The sequence below is a fragment of the Mesorhizobium sp. USDA 4775 genome, assembly GCF_054062655.1.
In genome coordinates this window covers 4166890-4189641 of the sequence record NZ_JBSSFM010000001.1, presented here as the reverse complement: position 1 = coordinate 4189641, position 22752 = coordinate 4166890, and the positions used below count along the sequence as shown (strand labels likewise).

Genomic DNA, 22752 nt, shown 5'->3' with positions numbered 1-22752 from the left:
GACACGCCATTTCTACCACTGGTTGTCATATATTTACGCAAAAGCAATCCAGGTAGCGTAAGTCCGTATCCTGGGATCAGATTGGTCAGCGCGGGATTTCGGCTTCACTTATGCATCTTGCTTCCAAAGATACTGGTGCGGAAAAAGCAGCTGCGCCGCCGGTGCTGGCAATTCACCATGGCTCGGTTCGGCCACTCGCCGCCGAAGATCTCGAGCGGGTCGCCGCACTCTTCCTGACGAAGTTTCGCCGTCGGCGACGTCACCTCCTCGATCGTGCGATCGCTGAGGTGGCCGAGTATATGAGCAAGATCTATCTCGACCCTGCCGGGCAGCCAGGCGCGAGCAACGCTCTTGTCCAGATCAACCCGCAGGGAGATCTGGGTGGCTTCCTCGGTGTCCTGAAGGCCCGCTACGAGCTCAACGGCGCGACATTGAATGCCGCAATCATTGGTCCGCTCATGGCTGACACCGGCACCGATCACGGTTCGGCCGGGCCGCAATTGCTGCGTGCCGTGCATCAAGGCGAATTCGATCTGCACCTCACCGATTCGGCCAACCGGGTATCCCTGGCCTTCGCGCGCCCGATGAAATATCAGTTGCTGCCGGCGCATTGCCTGGGATGGACCCGCATTTTCCGCCCGGCCGCGGTGGCCTCCGCCGTGGCGCGCGGTAAATGGCCGGGTCTGCCGCGCTTCGTGCTCGATCCCTGCGCCCGAGCATTCGACGCTTTTACGAGAAAAAGGTTCGAGCCGCCTGTCCAGCATTCCTCGTCACACCGGGTCCATCGCGAGCCGATGGATGCCGCGCAGTTTGCGGAGCGGCTGCCGGCCATTATCTCAGATTACGCGCTTCGGCCGCGCTGGCAGGATGGCGAACTGCCACGGCTGCTCGCGCTGGCGGCCGAGAAACGGGCCGACGGCCCCCTTCATTTTGGTGGGACCTACGACGAGACTGGTAAAATGCTCGGTTGCTACGCTTTCTACGGGCAGGCCGGCGGCATCGCGAACCTGTTGCAACTCCAGTCCTCTGGACCTCACTGGGGTGCGACGCTGGATGGCGTGATGGAGGACGCGTGGAATATGGGCTGCGCAGGCATCATCGGGCAGACGCAGAGCAGGTTCATGCCGCAACTCTTCAGCTACAAGAATGTCTTCTTCCGCTATGCCGGGGGGACGATGGTGCGCTCGCGCATCCCCGAGGTCGCGCAAGCGGTCCGCTCCGGCGACATCTTTATCGGTGGGTTGATGGGCGACCGCTGGACCCGCCTCAGTTCCGACGACTTCGGCCGCTGATCGCTTTCAACCAGCTGTTCTGATCGGATAAGGGCCATGCGCTTCGCATGGCCTAGTCTTTTCATCGCGCGCATCATGTTCTATGTGTGCCGACCAGCGCGGGGGCGCATCTTGTCAATCACAAAGGCATCCGGTACGCCCCGCTCATGACAGTTACCGTTCGTTTCGCCCCGTCACCGACCGGCCGCATCCATATCGGCAATGCGCGCACCGCTCTGTTCAATTGGCTGTTTGCCCTGAACAACAAGGGCCGCTTCATCCAGCGCTTCGACGACACCGACATTGGCCGTTCGAAGCAGGAATTCGCCGACGCCATCCTCTACGACCTGCATTGGCTGGGCGTTTTTCCCGATGCCACCGAATATCAGTCGCGGCGCTTCGAGGTCTATGACGCGGCGGTCGAGCGGCTGAAGGCAGCGGGCGTTCTCTATGCCTGCTACGAAACACCGGAAGAACTCGATCTTCGGCGCAAGGTGCGCCGCACGCGCGGCCTGCCGCCGGTCTATGGCCGCGAGGCCCTGGCGCTGACGCAGGAGCAGGTGGCCGAATACCAGGCCGACGGGCGCCGGCCGCACTGGCGCTTCCTGCTGCCCAATTTTACCAGCGACCCGCTGCAGCCCGAACGCACCGAGGTTCATTGGAACGATCTGGTGCGTGGCCAGGAAACGGTCGATCTGGCTTCGCTCTCGGATCCAGTGCTGGTGCGCGAGGACGGCACCTATCTCTACACGTTGCCGTCCGTCGTCGACGACATCGAGATGGGTGTCAGCCACGTCATCCGCGGCGACGACCATGTCACCAACACCGGCGTGCAGATTGCCCTGTTCAAGGCGCTGGACGCCGAGCCGCCTGTCTTCGGCCACCACAATCTCTTGACCACCGTCTCGGGCGAGGGGCTGTCTAAGCGCACCGGGGCACTCTCCATCGAAAGCCTGCGCGAGGATGGCATCGAGCCTATGGCCGTCGCGTCGCTCGCCGTTCTGGTCGGCACCTCGGAGAATGTCGCGGCCGCGCATGACCTCGCCGAACTCGCCGGCCGTTTCGATCCGGCCGCGACCTCGAAATCATCGGCCAAGTTCGATCCGGACGAACTGTTCGTGCTCAACCGCGCGCTGATGCACCATATGCCGTTCGACGAGGCGCGCGACAGGCTGATGGTGCTTGGCATCTCCGGCGAACAGGCCGAGCCGTTCTGGCTGGCGGTGCGCGGCAATCTCGACCGGCTGGCCGATGCGGTGGGCTGGTGGCGAATCCTGCGCGAGGGGCCGCAGGACAGACCGGAATTCTCGGACGACGATCGTGACTTCCTCGGACAGGCCTTCGAAGTCCTGCCCGAAGAGCCCTGGAACGGAGCGGTCTGGAAGGACTGGACCGGCAAGATCAGGGAAGCGACAGGGCGCAAGGGCAAGGGGCTGTTCATGCCGCTGAGGCTTGCCCTTACTGGACTGCCTTCGGGGCCGGAGCTTGCAGATTTATTGCCGCTGATGGGTCGGGAAGGAACGTTGGCCCGACGACCCTGACCTTGCGCTGCTCCGGCGGCAAGGCGGATACCGGCGACGTCACCGGCTTGGCGGAAAGCCGCTTGATGGCGCCGCGGTCGAGCCCGCCGTCCCTGTTGGCCAGGGTTTCCGGGTCGGTGCCCGGATCGGGCTTGGAGGCCGGCATGGGAACCAACGGTGCCGCTTCCGTTTCCGGCAGCGACTGATGCGGGGCCGGCGGGTTGCCGCCAATGATCTGGAAATTCTGCGCGGCATTGCAGCCGCAGGCCGGCGGCCGCGATATGTTGGACTGCTTGTAGAGATAGGCGGTCGGAAGCTCGCTGTAGGGCCTGCCGGTGACCGATGACGTCATCGAGGCTGAATCGTCGTCCATGCCGCGCGAATAGAAGACCTGCATCTCGGTGCCGGGGCAGCTCGATTGGCAATTCTTCTGGTCGCGCTCGAAATCGCCGACCGAGGCGGCATTCGACATCGGGAAGAAATAGCCGTCGCAGGTGCGCACGCAGGTGGTGTGGAACTCGCCGCCGGTGCCCGGAGCGTCTGGAACGCCGGGCAGGTTCAGGACGCGGTGGACATTGCGTTCCTCGCCGGGATCGTCCGGCTGGTCAGGCGTGTCGCTCGGCTGGTTGTCGCCGCCGAAAAGCTGGTCGAACAGGTTGGCGTTGCCGTCTTCGCGGTCGGCTTCCTGCAGCGGCGGGCGGCGCGGAGCAACCGTGTCGTCGCGGCAGCCATTGGCGTCGAGCGCAGCCAGGATGCGGCCACGGTCGCGACGCGAGCCGCCGCCACCGGCGAGTTGCGCACGCTTGGCCTGGAGACTGTCGAGATTGGCGTTCATGCGGTCGATGGTGGCGTTGAGCCCGGCGCATCGATTGATGTTGCGGGAAAACAGCGAAAACCCGCAACCTGCATTGTCCGCCTGGTCGCGTGCCTTGGAGATCTGTTCACGCTGCCGGTCGATCGCGGCATCGTATTTGCGGATCATGGCCGGACCACCGCCGCCGCCACGCGAAGCCGCGGCAAGATCGGCCTCCAATTGACGGCAGACCCGCGAGGCGGAGTGTGACTCGGTGATGGTGGCGCCGGACAGCAGGAGGCCAAGCAGCATGGCAGCATGCGCCCGCTTCGACCCTCCGCTTGTCATCCGTCTCAATCCCGCTAGCCCGTGCCCGCCAAGCTACCCCGTTCGCGGTTAATCGTCTATTTCGGCTGCTTGTCAGAACTTGTAGTTCATGCCGATCTTGACCGTGCTGAACTTGTTATCGAACTCGGTGTTGCTGCCGCCGTAGTCGATGGTCTGGTCGCGCAGATCGACATAAAGATACTCGACATTCGCCGACCAATGATCGGTAAATGCCTGTTCCAACCCTGCGCCAAGAGTCCATCCAGTTTTGGTGCCCTTTTCCGAAAAGCTATTGAAAGGCCCGTCAAGGTATCGGTTTTCAACGCTTCCGTAAGCAAGGCCGCCGGTTCCATAGATCAAGCTGTTGTCGAACGCATATCCGGCGCTGGCGCGCAGCGTTCCAAACCAGTCCACCTTGGTATCGTATGTATCGCCGCGGACGCCGACATTGATTTCGCCCGAGTGTCCCTTGATGTCCGCGCCGGCAATGTCGGCTTCGACGCCGAGAACCATGGAATTGATCTGGTAGTTATAGCCGACTTGAACACCACCCAGGAATCCGTCGATGTCGTAGTCCTGGCTTGCCTGAAACGTTGGCGTGTTGGGCGAACTGAAAACCGCGTCGGTCCTGCCGAACCCGTAGCCGATCTGCCCGCCGACATAGACGCCGGACCAGTCATGGACGGTCGCGGGCTCGGAACCGATGGCGTCCGCGGCCAGAGCTTGTCCGCCGATCAACGACAGCAATGCGGATGCGAGCAAGAAGCCTTTCATGACGTCCTCGCCGTCAGATCAGATGTGCAACCATATCAGGTCGGCCTTTCCTGCGAAATCTGCTTCCAGCCAAGGCCGAATTTCCACAATCGCAAGTTGCCTATCGGCAACACCACCATTTGCAACAACTTGTCGCCGGCATGTGAGGATGCTGCCCGGAAGACCAGGCCGAGCCAGCTGAAGCCGGCTTCGGCCTAGTCCAGATTGGCGACGGCCTGTGCCTTGTGCGCGGCCTCGACCACCGCCAGCGCAGTCATGTTGACCACACCGCGCGACGTGACCGAGGGCGTCAGTATGTGGGCCGGCATGTCGGTGCCGAGCAGGATCGGGCCGACATGCAACGCATCCATCATGGCGCGCAGCGCCGTCAGCGTGATGTTGGCCGAATCGAGGTTGGGGAACACCAGCAGATTGGCCTCGCCCTTCAGCCGCGAATGCGGATAGACGCGCTGGCGTAGATGCTCGGACAGCGCGGAATCGGCATGCATTTCGCCGTCGCACTGCAACTCCGGCGCGATGCGCGCCAGGATCGCCGCCGCCTGACGCATCTTGAGCGCGCTAGGTGAATCGCGCGAACCGAAATCCGAGTGCGACAGAAGGGCCGCCTTCGGCTCGATGCCGAAGCGCTGGATTTCCTCGGCCGCCAGCACGGTCATCTCGGCGATCTCCTCGGCCGTCGGGTCGACGGAGACGTGGGTGTCGGTGAGGAAGATGATGCCGCGCTGCGAGATCAGCATCGAAAGCGTCGACAGGTCATAGTCCTTGATGCCCGCGCGCGGCCCGATGATCAGCGTCACGTTGCGCAGATGCCGCTCGAAGCGCCCTTCAAGGCCGCAGACCATGGCGTCGGCGTCGCCGCGCTTCAGCGCGAGTGCCGCGATCACCGTGTTGTCGGTGCGCACCATGGTGCGCGCGGCCTCCGTCGTGACGCCGCGCCGGCCGGCGAGTTCGATCAGCAGGTCGACATAGTGGCGGTAGCGCGGATCGTCCTCGGGGTTGATCAGGCCGAAATCGACGCCCGGCTTGATGCGCAGCCCGTAGCGCTTCAGCCTGACCTCGATGACATGCGGACGGCCGATCAGGATCGGCTCGGCGATGCCTTCCTCGAGCACCACCTGGGCGGCGCGCAGCACGCGCTCGTCCTCGCCATCGGCATAGATGACGCGCTTGGCGCTCGATGCCTTGGCGGACGAGAACACCGGCTTCATCACCAGGCCGGAGCGGAAGACGAAGCGATTGAGCTTGTCGATATAGGCGGCGAAGTCGGTGATCGGCCGCGTTGCCACACCGGTGTCGCAGGCCGCCTTGGCGACGGCCGGCGCGATGCGCAGGATCAGCCTGGGGTCGAAGGGCGAGGGGATCAGGAAATCGGGCCCGAAGATCGGCGTCTCGCCCGAATAGGCGCGTGCGGCGACGTCCGAAGGCTCTTCGCGGGCAAGAGCGGCGATGGCCCGCACGGCAGCCATCTTCATCTCCTCGTTGATGGCGCTGGCGCCGCAGTCGAGCGCGCCCCGGAAGATGTAGGGGAAGCATAGGACATTGTTGACCTGATTGGGAAAATCGGAGCGGCCGGTGCAGATCATGGCATCGGGACGCGCCGCGCGCGCCACTTCCGGCATGATCTCGGGATTGGGATTGGCCAGCGCCAGGATCAAAGGCTTTGGCGCCATATGCTGCAGCAGTTCCGGCTTCAGCACGCCCGCCGCAGAGAGGCCGAGGAAGACATCGGCGCCCGGGATGACATCGGCCAGCGTGCGCGCCTCGGTGTCCTTCACATAGGGGTCTTTCCAGCGGTCCATCTCTTCGGTGCGGCCCTTGTAGGCGACGCCGAAACGATCGGTGACCCAGATGTTTTCGATGCGCACGCCGAGCGAGACCAGAAGGTTCAGGCAGGCAAGGGCGGCCGCACCCGCACCGGAGGTGACGACCTTGATGTCCGAGATGGTCTTGCCGGCGAATTCCAGTCCGTTGAGCACGGCGGCAGCGACGATGATGGCGGTGCCATGCTGGTCGTCGTGGAACACCGGTATGCTCATGCGAGCTTTCAGCCGTTCCTCGACTTCGAAACACTCCGGCGCCTTGATGTCCTCGAGATTGATGCCGCCGAAAGTGGGTTCGAGAGCGGCGACGGTCTCCACCATGCGCTCGATCTCGGGGGCGTCGATCTCGATGTCGAAGACGTCGATGCCGGCGAACTTCTTGAACAGAACCGCCTTGCCTTCCATGACCGGCTTGGAGGCCAGCGGGCCGATATTGCCGAGGCCGAGCACGGCCGAGCCGTTGGAGACGACGCCGACGAGGTTCGCGCGCGCCGTGTAATCGGCAGCGGTTGCCGGATTGTCGCGGATCTCAAGACAAGGCGCAGCCACGCCGGGCGAATAGGCGAGCGCCAGATCGCGCTGGTTGCCGAGCGGCTTGGTTGCCTGGATCTCGAGCTTTCCCGGCGTCGGATGCTTGTGGAAGTAGAGGGCGGCTTCGTCGAGGTCCGAACGTGCCGTTTTCTTGTTCTCGCCTTCCATGCGGCCGCTCCCTCGAAACCTGTGTCGGGAGTCCTTTTAGCATGCGGCCTAGATTTTTCGCGACGCTAATTGACGCGCCGGCAGCATTAAGTGGCTGCGCGTCGAAAATCAATATATATCAGATGCTTGCGGCCATTTCATGCCAGATGAGTCGCGCCGCTTCGCTGACCTCTAGATCAGAAGGCGCTGACGTAGAGGCCGCCATCGACCGGTATGTTCTGGCCCGTGAGGTAGCCGGCATGGACCGAGCAGAGAAAGGCGCAGATCTGGCCGAATTCCTCCGGCGTTCCGAGCCGCTTGGCCGGGACATCGGCGCTGATGCGGGTCTTGCGCGCGGCGGCAGCCGCCGGATCCTCTGGTGTGCCGGCCTCATGCGGGCCGCGCAGCCGGTCGGTGTCGAGCTTGCCGGGCAAGAGGCTGTTGATGGTGACGTTGCGGTCGATCACCGTTCGCGCCACGCCGGCAAGGAAGGAGGTCAGGCCGGCGCGCGCGCCCGACGACAGGTCGAGACCGGGAATAGGAACATAGACCGACAGCGAGGTGATGTTGACGATGCGGCCGAAGCCGCGCTTCGCCATGCCATCGAGGACGGCCTGCACCAGTTCGATCGGCGTCACCATGTTCTGGGTCACGCCTTCGAGGATTTTGGCGCGATCGAGTTCGCGGAAATCGCGCAGCGGCGGGCCGCCATTGTTGTTGACGAGGATGTCGGGCTCCGGACAGGCGGCAAGCAGCGCCTTCTGCACTTCGGGCTTCGAGACGTCGCCGACGACTTCCGTCACGGTCACGCTGTAACGCGCGCGCAGCTCCGCGGCGGTCTTGGCCACCAGTTCGGCGTTGCGCCCATTGACGACGATATCGCAACCGGCCTCGGCCAGCGCCATGGCGCAGCCTTTTCCAAGACCCTTGCTCGAAGCGCAGACGATAGCCTTCTTTCCGCGGATACCAAGATCCATGACGATTTCTCCTGTGATTTGGCCGGCAAGCTAGTCCTTAGGCTGGACCAATCGCAACCGTCATACGGTTGTTGCATGAATCGGGGCATAGGCTGCGCGAAAGCAAGGGTGAAATCGCGATGTCAGGCCCAGAGCCCCGCACTTTCCGCAGCATGTTCATTTCCGACGTCCATCTCGGCTCGAAGGCGGCGAAGGCCGAGTTCCTGATCGATTTCCTGCGCTACCATGACGCCGACATCATCTATCTGGTCGGCGATATCGTCGATGGCTGGCGGCTGCGGCGCAGCTGGCACTGGCCGCAAAGCCACAATGACGTCGTGCAGAAATTGCTGCGCAAGGCGCGCAAGGGCGCCAACATCACCTATATCGCCGGCAATCACGACGAGTTCGCCCGCCAGTTCCAGGGCGTGCATTTCGGCGGCATCGTCGTCGCCGACCGTGCCATCCATGAAACGGCCGACGGCAAGCGCCTGCTCGTCATCCATGGCGACCAGTTCGACACAGTCGTCCACAACCAGCGCTGGCTCGCCTATCTCGGCGACCACGCCTATGACGCGGCGATGATCGTCAACCGCGTGGTGACGCGGCTGCGCCAATTGCTCGGCCTGCCTTACTGGTCGTTTTCGTCCTGGGCCAAGGTCAAGGTCAAGAAGGCGGTCAACTTCATCGGCTCGTTCCAGACCGTGCTGACCGAGGAAGCCCGCCGCTCGCATGTCGACGGCGTTATTTGCGGCCATATCCACCATGCCGCGATCGAGAATTTCGATGACGTGCGCTACATCAACACCGGCGACTGGGTGGAAAGCTGCACGGCCGTGGTCGAGCACTTCGATGGCCGGATGGAAATCCTGACCTGGGCGCAGGTGCTGCCGGAGTCGTTTGACGAACCTTTCATCCCGATGCTCATCGAGGATCGGGTCGGGCAGGCGGCCTGACACGAAGGCCGCGACAACTTTAAGCGTCAATCGATTGGTCCAGCCGGTTTCGCCTGGTTTTCCGCCATGTTAAGGGATCGATCCACGTCGTCAGCCGGTAGAGCGCGGCGTAATTGGATCGATTCATGTCCCTGCCGCCGCTTTCGCCAGAACAGCTCGTCAAACCGCGCCATTTCGAACTGCGCATGAGCCTGATCTTCGGCACATTGTTCATATCGCTCGGCACGCATTTGCCCTATTTCCCGCTGTGGCTGCAGGCCAAGGGATTTCACGCCGAACAGATCGCCGTCATCCTGGCCGCGCCAATGTTCCTGCGCGTGGTGACCACTCCACTGCTGACGACGCTCGCCGATCGGGCGAGGGACCGTGCCAATGTCTATGTCGCGCTGGTGGCAGCCTCCCTGCTGCTGTCGGCGGGTTATCTCCTCACGCCCACCTACGCGATGGTGCTGGCGGTGTCGCTGGCGCTGACCATTGTCTGGACGCCGCATTCGCCGATCGCCGATTCGCTGGCGCTTTCGGGCGTGCGCCGCTTCGGCTCGAACTATGCAAGCATGCGCAAATGGGGATCGATCTGTTATCTCTGCGCCAATGTCGCGGGCGGCTTCATCCTGGCGGCCACCGGACCCCAAGCCGTCCCGGTGATCATATTCTTTGCCCTTGGCGCGGCGCTCGTCGCCGGGCTGCTGGCGCCGCGCATGGGGCGCCCGCGCAAGGCCTCGCCGTTGTCGGCCGCGGAAATCCAGCACGCGGCGCCGAGCCTGTTCAATGCCTATTTCCTCTACTTCACCTTTGGCGTCGGCATCATCACCGCCAGCCACGCCTTCCTCTACGGTTTCGTTTCCATCTACTGGAAATCGATCGGCATCAGCGATTCCGTGGTCGGCCTGCTGTGGGCCTGGGGCGTGGTGTCCGAAGTCTGCATGTTCTTGTTTTTCAATCGTATTTTCGCTTCCGTGTCGGTCGTCAGGGTGATGGTGATCGCCGGCATCGGCTCCATCGTGCGCTGGATCATCTTTCCACTGGTCTGGCCGCTCGGGCTCGGCATCGCCGGCTTCTTCGCCGTGCAGTCACTGCACTCGGTGTCTGTCGCAATGGTGCTCATCGGTCTGCAGAGAATGATCGCCGAGACTGTCTCCGAAGAGCGCACGGGTGCGGCGCAAGGCATCGCCTATTTCTTCAACGGCTTCTTCATGGCAGCCGTTACGCTGGCTTCCGGCCCGCTCTATGACCGTCTCGGCGTCGATGGTTTCCTGGTGATGATCCCGATCGCGATCGTCGGCCTGGTGCTGATCGGGTTCGCCGCGCGCTCAGCCCCAAAGCGCCCGGTCCGGAGGGGAGACGAGCGAACCCTGGTAGACGAGACCCGGAACACGGTCGCGGGCAAGTAGCAGCGGACCGTCGAGGTCGACGAAATCGGCGTCCTGGGCGAGCAGCACCGCCGGCGCCATGGCAAGCGACGTGCCGACCATGCAGCCGACCATGATGCCAAAACTGAGCTCGCGGGCGCGGTCGCGCAGCATGAGCGCCGCCGTCAGTCCGCCCGACTTGTCGAGCTTGATGTTGACGGCATCGTAGAGACCGACCAGCGTTTCCAGGTTCTTCGCCTCATGCACGCTTTCGTCGGCGCAGATCGGCAGCGGATGGGCGATGTGGCGCAGGATCTGGTCCTGGCCAGCGGGCAGCGGCTGTTCGACCAACGCAATGCCTCGCCCCGCCGCGAAAGCGAGGTTTGCGACGATGTTGTCGTCGGTCCAACCCTCATTGGCATCGAGGATGATTCGGCTCTGAGGCGCTGCTTCCGTCACAGCACGAATCCTGGCCATGTCGTTGTCGCCGCCGATCTTGACCTTTAGCAAAGGCCGGCCGGCATTGGCGCGGGCCTGTGCCGCCATCGCATCGGGTTCGCCGAGCGACAGTGTGTAGGCGGTTTCCAGTGGACGCAGCGGTGCGGGCCAGATTGCGTTTGCCACCGGGTTGCCGCTGATCTTGGCTTCAAGGTCCCAGAGCGCGCAGTCGACGGCGTTGCGGGCGGCTCCCGCCGGCATTGCGTCGAGCAAAGCGGTCCGGTCGATGCCGCCGGCGATCCGCTCGCGCATGGCCTCAATCGCGGCGTGTACGCCGTCCATGGTTTCCCCATAGCGCTTGTAGGGAACGCACTCGCCGCGCCCGCTATGACCATCCTGGCTGATCGTGCATGTGATGACCTCGGCCTCGGTCTTGGAGCCGCGCGAAATGGTGAAGGTGCCGGCGATTGGAAAACGCTCGGCCTCAACCGAAATGACACGCGCCATATTTTTCTGCTCCGGCTGTGCCAGAAGGGTTGTCGGCAAATCGACAAGGTCGGACCCATCAGGCTAAACAGGACGCCATGTTGACCATCGGCAAGCGCGACGCAAGCGGCACCACCGCCTCGGAGGCTGACCACCAACCGCGCGTCGCGGTCGGCGAGGAGGGTGGCGTGCTCGGCTGCGCGTTCTCCGGAATCTGGACGACACGGACGGTGGCGCTGATCGACGCCGACATGCGCAAGATCGAGAAACGAAACGGTTTCAAGACCTTGGCGCTCGATCTTTCGAAGATCGAGAAGATCGATACCGCCGGCGCCTGGCTGATCGACCGGCTGGTCAGCGCCTTCGAGAAGAGGAACGTCGAGGTCCGGATGCAAGGCCAAAGCGAGATCGCCGCCATCCTGCTCGACGCGGTCGGCGAGGCTGTGCGGCGCGAACCCGAATCCGGCCCGGCGCGGCCGCCTAACATCGTCATTCGGGCGCTGGAGGCGGTTGGCCGGCGCGTCTACGAGATGCGCGACGATTTCCTCGCCTCGATGAATATTCTGGGCGCCACCATCCGCGGTGCGCAGATGAAGCTCGGCCGTGGCCATGCCGTCAACCCGGCGGCGATCTTCAACCAGATCGACCGCATGGGCGTCGGCGCCATTCCTGTGGTGGTGCTGATGTCGGCGATCGTCGGCGCCATCGTTGCCCAGCAAGGCGCCTACCAGCTCAGCTATTTCGGCGCCGATATCTTCGTCGTCGACCTCGTCGGCGTGCTGATCCTGCGCGAACTCGGCGTGCTGATGACGGCAATCATGATCGCCGGCCGCTCCGGAAGCGCGATCACCGCCGAGATCGGCTCGATGAAGATGCGCGAGGAGGTCGACGCGCTGAAGGTCATCGGTCTCAATCCGATCGGCGTCCTGGTCTTTCCGCGGCTGGTTGCGCTGGTGATCGCCTTGCCGTGCCTGACGATCATCGCCAATTTCGCCGCACTTGGCGGCGGCATCGTCGCGGCGTGGCTCTACTCCGATATCCCACCCGCCGCGTTCATCGACCGCTTGCGTGTCGCCATCGATCTCAGCACGATTTTCGCTGGGCTGATCAAGGCGCCGTTCATGGCCATGATCATCGGCACGATCGCCTCGGTCGAAGGCATGAAGGTCGGCGGTAGCGCCGAATCGCTCGGCCAGCACGTGACCGCCTCCGTGGTGAAGTCGATCTTCGTCGTCATCATCCTCGACGGGCTTTTCGCCATGTTCTACGCAGCCATCGAGTTCTGACACCATGGCGAAGGGCAATGGCATCAAGGTGGAGGAAAAGGACGAGAACGAGATCGTCCTTTCGGTGCGCGACGTCACCGTTGCCATCGACGACAAACTGATCCTCGACAAGCTTTCGCTCGACATCAAGCGCGGCGAGATCCTGGGGTTCGTCGGCGCTTCGGGCGCCGGCAAGTCCGTCCTTTTGCGGACCATTCTCGGGCTGATGCGCAAGCAGTCGGGGACGATCAAGCTGTTTGGTGTCGACGTCGACAAGGCAAGCGATATCGAGCGCCTGCGCATCGACATGCGCCTTGGCGTGCTGTTCCAGCATGGCGCGCTGTTTTCGGCACTGACCGTGCAGGAGAACGTGCAGGTGCCGATGCGCGAATATCTAGACCTGCCAAGGAAGCTGATGGACGAGCTGGCGCTGCTCAAGATCGAGCTGGTCGGTCTGCCGCCGGACGCGGCGCAGAAATTCCCGTCAGAACTTTCCGGCGGCATGATCAAGCGCGCAGCACTTGCGCGCGCCCTGGCGCTCGACCCGGATATCGTCTTTCTCGACGAGCCGACGTCCGGCCTCGACCCCATCAGTGCTGCCGAGTTCGACGAACTTGTCGTCAAGCTGCGCGACACCATGGATCTGACCGTCTATATGGTCACGCACGACCTCGATACGCTGTTTACCGCTTGTGACCACGTGGCGGTGCTCGGCAAGAAGAAAGTATTGGTCGAGGGCACCATCGACGACATGCTGAAGAGCGAGGAACCGTGGGTAAAATCCTATTTCCGCGGAAAACGCGCCCGCCAACTTGATCTTGCCGCACGTGCATAGCCATAAGTGAAATAATGGAAACCAGAGCCAACTACGTCATTGTCGGCATTTTTACGCTGGTTGCGATCCTGGCGGCGTTCGGCTTCGTCTACTGGACGGCGGCGATTGGCGACAGAGGCGAGACGACGCTGCTGCGCGTGCGCATCCCTGGTTCGGCTTCCGGTCTTGGCCGCGGCAGCTTCGTGCTGTTCAACGGCGTCAAGGTCGGTGACGTCAAGCGCGTCTATATCGACGTCGACAATCCGACTGTCGCCATCGCCGACACCGAGATCGACCGGCTGACGCCGATCACCAAGTCGACGCAGGCCGATATCGGGCTTGCCGGCCTCACCGGGCAGGCCAATATCGAGCTCAAGGGCGCCGACCCCAAGGAAGTGAAACTCCTCGACCAGGCCGAGAAGGAAGGCAAGGTCGCCGAGATCGTCGCCAACCCTTCCGCCGTGACCAATCTGCTGCAGACGGCGCAGAACATCTTCACCCGCGCCGACAAGGTGCTGAACGAACTCGAGGGCTTCACTAGGGATGTTCGGGGGCCGCTGACGCAGACCGTGCAGAATGCGCAGACATTCTCCGATGCGCTGGCCAGGAATTCCGACGGCATCGACAAGTTCCTGTCCAGCGTCAGCGCGCTGTCCGACGAACTGAAGGGCGTGTCCGGCAAGCTCGACGGCACGCTGAAGGCGGCGGAAGGCCTGCTCAATGCCGTCGATAGGGACAAGATCAAGAGCATCGTCGCCAATGTCGATACGGTGACCGCGAACCTCAAGCAGACATCGCAACAGCTCGACGGCGTGATCAAGAATGTCGACACGGCGGTCGGGTCCGTCAATGATTTCGCCAAGCAGACGCAAGGCACGCTGGCCAAGGTCGACGGCGTGCTCGAGGGTGTCGACCCGGCGCAGGTGCGTGAGGCTTTGGCCAACATCCAGAAGGCCAGCGAAAACGCCAACAAGGCCGCTGCCGACATTGCCGTGGTGACCGACAAGTTCGCCAACCGCGCCGACGACATCGACCAGACGATCAAGGATGCCAAGCAATTGGCGCAGCGGCTTAACGACGCCTCGGTACGCGTCGACGGCATCCTCGCCAGGGTCGATACCTTGCTCGGCTCGGGGCAGGCAGACGGCGTGATGGCCGACGCCAGGGATACGCTGAAGTCGTTCAAGCAGGTTGCCGATACGCTGAATGCGCGACTTGGCGTCATCACCGACAATCTGGCGCGCTTCTCGGGCCAAGGCCTGTCGAATGTCGAGGCGCTGGTGCAGGACAGCCGCCGCTCGATCACGCGCATCGAGGAAGCAGTCACGGATCTCAGCCGCAATCCGCAGCGCATTCTTTCGGGTGGCGACGGCGAGGTTCGGCAATTCGACGGCAGGGCGCGGCGTTGACTTCGGCGCCTCCTCGCCCCAAGAACATGAGTTGCGGATGCGGGTTGATCTTACGATCCGGGGACAACGGGGATCGCGCGTGAAGTCGGTGTGGGTGAGAACAGGTGGATTGACACCGGCTGCGGCGCTGCTTGCGCTATCGCTTGCCGGCTGTGCGGTACTGGGCGGCAAGCCTGCGCCGCTCGACACATTCGAGCTTTCGGCGCCGTCGGTTGACGCCCATGGCCATAGCCGCAAGCAAATCCTGATCGCCCAGCCTTCGGCGCTCAAGGCGCTGGACAGCCAAAACATCGTCATCAAGCCCTCCGACCACTCGATCCAGTATCTGAAGGGCGCGCAATGGGCCGACCGGCTGCCGCTAATCGTGCAGGCGCGGCTAGCGGAGACCTTCCAGCGTTCCGGCAGCTTTGCCGGCGTCGGCAAGCCGGGCGAGGGCCTGGCGATCGATTACCAGGTGATCGTCGAGATCCGTTCTTTCGAAGTGAGTGTGGACGGTGGCGAACATGCCGAGGTCGACCTGTTTGTGCGCCTGCTCAACGATCGCAACGGCGAGGTGCGCGCTTCCAAGAGCTTCACCGCGTCCGCGCCCGTTTCGGGCAGCGGCAATCCCGCCTATATCAGTGCGCTCGACAGTGCCTTCGGCGATGCCGCCAAGCAGATCGTTCGCTGGACGGATTCGGTGATCTGAGCGCAATCCCGCCAGACGCTTCAAGCTACAAGCGGTCGAAGGCTTCCGGCCGCAGCTTCCCGGTCTTCATCAGATGCTGCAGCGTGTAGGTTACGGACAGCGCGTCGTCGAGCGCGTCATGTCCCTGCAATGGCGGGTGTTCGACGCCGTAATAGTCCGCGAGCTTGTTGCTCGGCGTGTGCGCTAGATCCTCGATCGGCATCCCGGCCGCTATCAGCAGCTTGACGGCGTTGTCGAACCGGGTGGCGGGGATGGACGGCCGAATGCCCGCGACATAGCAGCTGATGGCCATCATGTTCAGTTCTCCTTGCCCCAGGACCAGAACCGCGCGCCATCGGAAAAGCGATCGACCCCGGCAAGTGCTTCTCCAAGCGCAACCCCTTCGGTCTCGATGTTTTTCTCGGTGATGCCGGTCAGTCTGGTGAAGAACGGATCGAGTTCGTATCTCCGGCCAAACCGGTCGATCGGTCTGATATAGGCCTTGTGCGTGCCGAGCAGCGGAATGTCATCTTCGAGACCGAGCCTGACCGCGCCAATCTGCGCGATGACCGGGTCGGGATCGTGGGCTGCGCACCAAAACCGACGTTGCGACCCCTCAAGGCAGAGAAACTCGCAGTCGAATATGATGGCCGTCTTCACGGTTGGTACCCTTTTGGCGAGGGTCAGACAGGTGTGAATGGTTCGGCGCGCGACGGAGCCAGGGCCAGGCGGGACCATGGCCCCGCCTGTTCAATTCGTGGTTAGTGCAGGCGCCCGCTGGCGTGGGCCAGCATGGTGTAGACCTTGCCGGTGTCCGAGGTCAGGTAGGTCTGCGCCATGATGTTGTCGCGGTCGTTGCGCGAGACATCCTTGAGCAGTTTTTCGAAGTCGTCGCAGTAACGATCGACGGCGGCGCGGAATTCAGCCTCGCCCTGATACTTGCGGCGGATTTCGTCGAACGTCTGCTGGCCCTTCAGCGTGTAGAGCCGGCGCGTGAACACGTCCCGTTCGCCGCGCCGATAGCGGTTCCACAACTCGATCGAAGCATCGTGGTCGATGGCCCGTGCGATGTCGACGGACAGCGAGTTCAGCGATTCCACGACATGCAGCGGCGAGCGCTGGGCAGGGGCCGCGCGCGGTGCTTCGGCAGGCGCCGAAGGCGGTGCTGCCGGCCTGAGATCCGCCTCGTTCGATGCCGCGGTCAGCAGGTCGCGCACCCAGCCGCCCTGCGGCGTGCGGGCGCCGGCGTCAGGACGCTGGCGCGGCTCTGCCGGACGCTCTAGATCGAGCGTGCCGCGCAGTGCTGCACCGCCCAACGGCGCCTGGGGCGTGCGAAGCTCCGGCTGCGGTGCCGGCGCGCGACGCGGCGGTTCGGCAGGGCGTGCCGCCGGCGCTTGCGGCGCTGGACGCAGATTGCGTGGCTCCGGGCTGTCGCCGCCGCCGCGACCGGACTTCGCAACGATGTCCGAAAGCTCCTTCAGGGCGTTGATCTGCTCGGAAACGGCGCGGCGGATGGCAGAGGTCGATTCCTTTGCCTCTTCCGGCATCTCGATAACGCCTTTCTTGAGCTCGGCGCGGGTGAGGTCGAGTTCGCTCTTGATCGAGCTCGCGGTGCGCCGCATCTCATCGGTAGCATCTGCGAAGCGCTTGGTTGCCGAATCGACCACGTCGGTGATGGCGTTGCGGATCTTGTCGGCCGACTCCATCGTCTTGCCTTCGGCGTTCTGCAGCGTCTGGCCGACGAGGTTTTCGAAGGAGCGCATGACCCTTTCGAGGTCTTCCGACTTCTTGACCAGGCCGACGGCGAGGTCTTCGAGCGACGACTGCCTTTCCAGCGTGTGCTCGAGGTTGCTCTGGGCCGAACTCAACAGGTCCGAGGCGCTGGCCAGCAGGCGGCTGTGCTCATCGAACTTGGTGGCGATCGAGGCCACCTCGCGCAAGGTCGACGACGACAGTTCCGTCAGCCTTGTGGTGTTCGAATCGACCAGGCGCGCCGAGCTGGCAAAGGTCTGCGCCGCTTTTTCGGTTGTCGCCGCGAAGCTCTGCGTGCTGCCGGTCAGGCGTTCGTCGACCTGGCCGAGATTGACCGCGGCCTGCTCGATCAGCTGGCCGAGCTGCGAACTGGAATTAGTCATGCGGCCGATGAGATCGGCAACGCTGTCCGACAGCGACGAGCGGGCGCCTTCAACCGCCGACAAGGTCTCGGCGGTGCGGTTGGCGAGCGCGTTGACCAGGGCAGCATTTTCGCTGCGCAGCTTCTCGGTCGCGCGTTCGGTGACCTCTTCCATGCTTTTTTGCAGTTCCGAGCCGCCCTGGGCGAAGCGCTCGACTAAAGGCCGCGCGGTTTCGTCGAGGATCTTCGACATTTCGGCCGACCGCGCCGCGAGCATGGTGTTGAGTTCGCGGGTGTTGGCGCCGATCGTCTTGGCGGCGTCGTTGGTGCTCTGGCCGATATGCTGGCCAACAGCAGTGAAGGTCTCGGCGATCACATTGGCGCGCGAAACGAGCTGTGCCTCGGCGCTCGACACCTGCTCGTTGAGCCTCTGGCCTATCGTTTCGGTGGTGTGGGCGAGGCGGTTCTCGACGCTGGCGATCTGCTCCTCGACACGGGCGGCCGCGGCCGCCGCGGTCGACGCAAGACGCTCGTCGGCGCCGGCAAGTGCCTGCTCGATTTCGCGGGCGTGCACGGCCAGTTCCTGGCCGGTCTGGCGCGCACGATCGGCGACCTTCTGCTCGGTGCTGGCGAAAGCCCCGACGATGGTCTGCGCATGCTCGCCGATCGTCGAAGAGCTGTCGGCGATGCGCGAGACCAGGCGCTGGTCGGCCTCGTCGAAGATGCGGCCGATCTCGGACGCACGGCTGGACAGAGCATCCGAGCCCTCGGCGATGCGCGAGACCAGTTGCTGATCGGCGGCATCGAAAATGCGGCCAAGGTCGGTTGCACGGGCGGCGAGAGCCTCGGCGGATTCGCCGATGCGCATGCCGAGCCGCTGGTCGGCGCTTTCGAAGTTGCGCAGGATGTCACCGGCGCGGGCGGCCAGCGATTGTGCCGTCTCGACGGCGCGGGCGACCAGTTTCTGGTCGGCTGCGTCGAAGGTGCCGGCAATCTCGCTTGCGCGGGCCGCCAGATGATCCGCGGTATCCTGGGCCCGGGCAGCCAGCTGGTCGGCCGTTTCCTGGGCGCGGGCGGCGAGCTTCTGGTCCGCCAGCTCGAAGGTGCCGGCGATCTCGCCGGCGCGGGCGGCCAGCTGATCGGCGGTTTCGTGGGCACGGGCCAGCAGCGAGCTGGAGGTGTCGTCGGCGCGAGCGAGCAAGGCGTTGGACGTATCTTCCGCACGGGCGTGGAGGCGACGGTCGGCTTCCTCGAAGGTACGGGCGATGTCTTCGGCCCGCGCCAAAAGGGCGGCGGACGTCTGTTCGGCGCGCTCGGCGATCTTGCGGTCGGCGTCGCTGAAGGCTGCACCGGCCTGCTCATGCAGCGCGCTGGTGACTTCCAGGACCTTTTCGCGCAGGGCGCCGGCGACGAAGACCGCGCTCTTTTCGAGCACGCTGCGGACATTGTCGACGCCGGTCGAGAGCGCGCGCTCCATGGTTCCGGCGCGTTCCTCGATGATGCCGGTCTGACGGCTGAACGCCTGCTCGATCTTCTCCACATCGGCGGCGATCGCGGCCGAAATGTCGGTGCTTCTGGCGGCGATCTGGTCGATATGACCGGACAGCGAGCGGTCGACGTCCTTGCGGGTCTCGGCGAGCTTGCCGAGATCGTCTTCCAGCGCGCGGCTCAGCATGTCGCGGCCTTCGGCCAGCCTGCCGACATGGCCGGCGATGACGCCGTCGATATCGCCGCGGCTTTCGCTCAGCCTCTGCAGGTCGGCCTCGAGGGCGCGCTTGAGAATGTCGCGGCCTTCGGCGAGCTTCTCAACCTGGCCGGCCACCAGCCCGTCGATGCTGGAGCGGCTTTCGGCGAGCTTGGCGAGATCGGCTTCGAGGGCGCGCCTGAGAACGTCGCGGCCTTCGGCCAGTTTCTCGACCTGGCCGGCGACCAGGCCGTCGATGCTCGAACGGCTCTCGGCCAGCTTGGCAAGATCGTCCTCGAGCGCCCTGGACAGGGTCGAGCGTTCCTGGACAAGCCTGTCGGCATGGCTGCTGACCAGGCCGCTGACGCTCTCGAGGTCGGCTTCCAGCGCCTTCGACAGCGTCGACCGGTCCTGGACGAGCCGCTCGGCATGGCTGTTGACGAGGGTGTTGACGCTATCAAGGTCGACTTCCAGCGCCTTCGACAGGGTCGAACGATCCTGGACGAGCCGCTCGGAATGGCTGTTGACGAGGCTGTTGACACTTTCGAGATCGGCTTCGAGCGCCCTGGCGAACTGGGCGCGGTCGTCGACCAGCTTCTGCGACTGGTCGGCAACGGTGTTCTTGATGGTGTTGAGGTCGGCTTCGAGGGCGCGCTTGAGAATGTCGCGGCCTTCGGCAAGCTTCTCGACCTGACCTGCGACCAGCCCGTCGATGCTGGAGCGGCTGTCGGCCAGCTTCGCGAGGTCGTCCTCGAGAGCCTTCGACAAGGTCGAACGATCCTGAACGAGCCTGTTCATGTGGTCGGCGATGACGCTGTTCACATTCTGCAAGTCGGCTTCGAGGACCCGCGAAAGCTGTCCGCGATCCTCCGCCAGCCTTTCCGACTGGCTCGATATGACACCCTTGATGGTGCTGAGGTCCGATTCCAGCGCGCGCTTGAGAATGTCGCGGCCCTCGGCCAGCTTCTCGACCTGACCGGCGACGAGGCCGTCAATGCTCGAGCGGCTTTCGGCCAGCTTGGCAAGGTCGGCTTCCAGCGTCTGCGACAGCAGGCTGCGGTCGTTGGCGAGCTTGACCGAGTGATCGTCAAGCAAGCCCCTGATGCCAGATAGATCGTCCTCGAGCGAACGGCCGAGTTGGCTACGGTCTTCCACGAGCTTTGCCGAATGCACCTCGATCAGGCTCTTAATGCCGGCAATATCGTTTTCCAAGGCCTTGGCGAGCACCGCACGGCCTTCGGCGATCTTCTCGACCTGACCGGCAACCAGCCCGTCAATGCTGGCGCGGCTGTCGGACAGTTTGCCGAGGTCGGCTTCCAGGGCGCGCGACAGAATGTTGCGGCCCTCGGCGAGTTTTCCAACATGACCGGCGACCATTTCATCAATGATCGTGCGCGCTTGCACGAGTTTTCCGGAGTCTTCGTTGAGAGCTAGCGAAAGCCGGTTGCGGCCTTCTTCCAGCCTTTCGAGGTGGCTGCCGAGCGACGCGTCGATGGCGGCGCGCGATTCGTTGACCTTGCGCAGATCCTCTTCGAGGGCGCGCGCGATCAGGCTGCGGCCTTCGGCCAGCTTCTGCACCTGGTTGGTCACCGCGGCATCGATGCCGTCGCGGCTTTCGGCGAATTTCTCCAGGTCCGCCTGCATGGCGGCCGCCATGCGGTCGCGGCTTTCGGACAGCTTGCGGCTGTGGTTTTCGACGGCTTCCTCAATGCCGACACGGGCGTCGGCGAGCCGCTGGATGTCGCTATCGAAGGAACGCGAGACGACATGACGCGCCGCTTCCATGCGACCGGCAAAATCGCTGGCGCGAGCCTCCAGCATGCTCGACGTCGAGGTGACGATGTCAGCCATGTCGGCGCCGATCTGGGTCTTGCCCTGATCGATCATCGCGGCCAGCGTATCCTTGCTCTCGGCGAAGGTGTGGGCGATTTCGCGGGCGCGCTCGACCAGCGTCTCGTTGATCTGCCGGGCGCGGGCCTCGAGCGCGGCGTTGAGCTTCTGCGTGCCGGTGTCGAGCGCTTCGGCGCGGGTCTGGAATTCGCTGATCAGGGCCTGGCCGCGTTCGGCCAGCGTACGTTCGATGCCGTTGAGACTGGCTTCGAATTCCGAATTAAGGGTGCGCGCGGCGCCGCCGAGCAGCGAAACCATGCCGGTGGTGCGATCGTCGAGCAGATCGGTCAGCGACCGGGTCAGGCCGTCCGTCGTATCCGTCAGCTTGGCGATGCGCGTGTCGAGCAGGCTGGCGAAGGCCTCGCCGGAGGTCGAAAGCTTGTCGGTGATGGTGTCGAGCCGGCCTTCCACCGAATCGAAGATCGACATCGAACTTTCATTGATGCGGTCGATGAGCGTGTCGCCGGAATTGGTGATCGTCATCGACAGCTTGGTCGACGCATTGAGGATCGAGTCGCGTATGATGTCGCTGGCGGAGCCGATTTCATCCCTGAGCGTTTCATGCGCACCGGCGATCGAGGCACGGACGCGCTCGGCATGGGTGACGACTGCCTCGCGCTCGCTGCCAAGCCCGTCGACGAGCGAACGGATGCGGGTTTCGTTTTCCGAATAGGAGCGCTCGATCTGGTTGACTTCGCTGTGGACCAGCGTTTCCAGCTCCACGGCGCGGGCAAGCGTGCGTTCGATGCCTTCGCCCATTGCCGCCACCTCGCGGCGAACGGCCTGGCCGATCATCATGACGCGATCCTGTGCCATGTTTTCCGGCTCGGTCAGGCGGAAGGCCACTTCTGTCATCGACTGGGCGGCAATGCGCATGTCCTGGGCGCGGCGAATCATGGCTGCGAAAGCCCAGAACAGGATGATCGGCACGATCGCCGCGACGGCGAGGCCAATCAGCTCGGGACGGGCAAGGAACTGGTCGAGTGTGCGGATCCTCCAGATGCTCGGTCCGAACAGCAGGTTGGCGAGCCCGCCGGCGCCGGCGATCCAGGCGAGCGAGACAAAGGCAACAATCCAGTAGACGGTGTTGGAGGCGCGCCTGTTGAGGCCGTGCAGGAGGGTCTTGTAATCCTTCTGACGATCATCATTGGCCGGCGCGAAGCCCGTCGTGGACTGGGTGCCATTGCCATTGCGTGTCTCAACGGGGCGCAGTTCGGCCGGCTTGGCCTTCGGCGCGGGATTCGCGGGCTGATTGGCAATGGGAGCCTGATTGGCGGCGGGTGCCGGCTTCTGGTTGCGTCCCTCGCGTGCCAGCTCGTCGGCGGCCTGGGATATCTGCGCCTCCAGATCTTCCATCGAAGCCGCGATATCGAGATCGCCGCCGCCGATATCGCCGCTGAGGTCGAGATCGAGCGCTTTTTCCAGTTCCCTGGCCACGTCGCTGTCGAGATTTCTCGTCGTCGTCGTTGGTTTCTTTGCCATGCCTTCGCTACCCTGTACTAGCTGCCGCGGGGCTTATAATTGTCTTTTGTCGTACCCCCG

General features: G+C 63.8%; 14 protein-coding genes and 1 pseudogene. 8 read left to right on the top strand and 7 right to left on the bottom strand.

All coding sequences use genetic code 11. From position 1 onward, the window contains the following. Positions 1 to 110 precede the first annotated feature (110 nt). Together ACVILI_RS20535 and ACVILI_RS20530 are read left to right on the top strand one after the other, a co-directional pair. Complete coding sequence (locus tag ACVILI_RS20535) at positions 111 to 1292, top strand: hypothetical protein (protein WP_457102578.1); 1182 nt, start codon at positions 111 to 113, stop codon at positions 1290 to 1292. Between the two features lie 146 nt (positions 1293 to 1438). Continuing rightward, positions 1439 to 2812, top strand: a complete 1374-nt coding sequence (locus ACVILI_RS20530; protein ID WP_019858355.1) for a glutamate--tRNA ligase — start codon at positions 1439 to 1441, stop codon at positions 2810 to 2812. Here the strand turns inward: ACVILI_RS20530 and ACVILI_RS20525 are convergent. From ACVILI_RS20525 to ACVILI_RS20510, 4 genes are all read right to left on the bottom strand, one after another. Further along, positions 2730 to 3932: a DUF2865 domain-containing protein gene (locus ACVILI_RS20525; RefSeq protein ID WP_069092245.1), complete on the bottom strand. Its 1203-nt coding sequence runs from the start codon at positions 3930 to 3932 to the stop codon at positions 2730 to 2732. The two genes, ACVILI_RS20530 and ACVILI_RS20525, sit on opposite strands and share 83 nt — an antisense overlap. 72 nt (positions 3933 to 4004) lie before the next feature. Then, the gene (locus ACVILI_RS20520; RefSeq protein WP_019858353.1) at positions 4005 to 4685 is read right to left on the bottom strand and encodes an outer membrane protein; all 681 of its coding nucleotides are present in this window, start codon (positions 4683 to 4685) and stop codon (positions 4005 to 4007) included. 194 nt (positions 4686 to 4879) lie between these two features. Then, the gene (locus ACVILI_RS20515) at positions 4880 to 7204 is read right to left on the bottom strand and encodes an NADP-dependent malic enzyme (protein WP_038646993.1); all 2325 of its coding nucleotides are present in this window, start codon (positions 7202 to 7204) and stop codon (positions 4880 to 4882) included. Positions 7205 to 7380: 176 nt separating this feature from the next. Continuing rightward, positions 7381 to 8160 (bottom strand): SDR family oxidoreductase, encoded by a 780-nt coding sequence (locus ACVILI_RS20510; protein ID WP_019858351.1) that lies wholly within the window; start codon positions 8158 to 8160, stop codon positions 7381 to 7383. Positions 8161 to 8279: 119 nt separating this feature from the next. Here ACVILI_RS20510 and ACVILI_RS20505 point away from each other — a divergent pair, with 119 nt between their 5' ends. After that, the gene (locus tag ACVILI_RS20505; protein WP_027046875.1) at positions 8280 to 9095 is read left to right on the top strand and encodes a UDP-2,3-diacylglucosamine diphosphatase; all 816 of its coding nucleotides are present in this window, start codon (positions 8280 to 8282) and stop codon (positions 9093 to 9095) included. Between the two features lie 125 nt (positions 9096 to 9220). Next, positions 9221 to 10486: an MFS transporter gene (locus ACVILI_RS20500; protein ID WP_038646991.1), complete on the top strand. Its 1266-nt coding sequence runs from the start codon at positions 9221 to 9223 to the stop codon at positions 10484 to 10486. Here the strand turns inward: ACVILI_RS20500 and dgcA are convergent. Next, on the bottom strand, positions 10406 to 11389 hold the full coding sequence (dgcA, locus tag ACVILI_RS20495; protein ID WP_019858348.1) for an N-acetyl-D-Glu racemase DgcA: 984 nt from the start codon (positions 11387 to 11389) through the stop codon (positions 10406 to 10408). The two genes, ACVILI_RS20500 and dgcA, sit on opposite strands and share 81 nt — an antisense overlap. A gap of 77 nt (positions 11390 to 11466) precedes the next feature. Here dgcA and ACVILI_RS20490 point away from each other — a divergent pair, with 77 nt between their 5' ends. Genes ACVILI_RS20490 through ACVILI_RS20475 form a run of 4 tightly spaced genes read left to right on the top strand, consistent with a single transcriptional unit; the run spans position 11467 to position 15544 of the window. Continuing rightward, positions 11467 to 12654, top strand: coding sequence for an ABC transporter permease (locus ACVILI_RS20490; RefSeq protein WP_038646989.1), 1188 nt, complete (start codon positions 11467 to 11469; stop codon positions 12652 to 12654). Between the two features lie 4 nt (positions 12655 to 12658). Continuing rightward, positions 12659 to 13468 carry an ABC transporter ATP-binding protein gene (locus ACVILI_RS20485; protein ID WP_019858346.1) on the top strand — a complete coding sequence of 270 codons (810 nt, stop codon included), beginning with the start codon at positions 12659 to 12661 and terminating at the stop codon, positions 13466 to 13468. Positions 13469 to 13482: 14 nt separating this feature from the next. Beyond that, a complete protein-coding gene (locus tag ACVILI_RS20480) occupies positions 13483 to 14856 on the top strand; it encodes an MlaD family protein (protein ID WP_038646987.1) in 1374 nt (457 codons plus the stop codon). Between the two features lie 37 nt (positions 14857 to 14893). Then, a complete protein-coding gene (locus tag ACVILI_RS20475) occupies positions 14894 to 15544 on the top strand; it encodes an ABC-type transport auxiliary lipoprotein family protein (protein ID WP_051112898.1) in 651 nt (216 codons plus the stop codon). A gap of 25 nt (positions 15545 to 15569) precedes the next feature. Here the strand turns inward: ACVILI_RS20475 and ACVILI_RS20470 are convergent. Then, a pseudogene (locus ACVILI_RS20470) lies at positions 15570 to 16183 on the bottom strand (exonuclease). Between the two features lie 101 nt (positions 16184 to 16284). Further along, a complete protein-coding gene (locus ACVILI_RS20465) occupies positions 16285 to 22692 on the bottom strand; it encodes a kinesin (RefSeq protein WP_240565013.1) in 6408 nt (2135 codons plus the stop codon). Positions 22693 to 22752 lie beyond the last annotated feature (60 nt).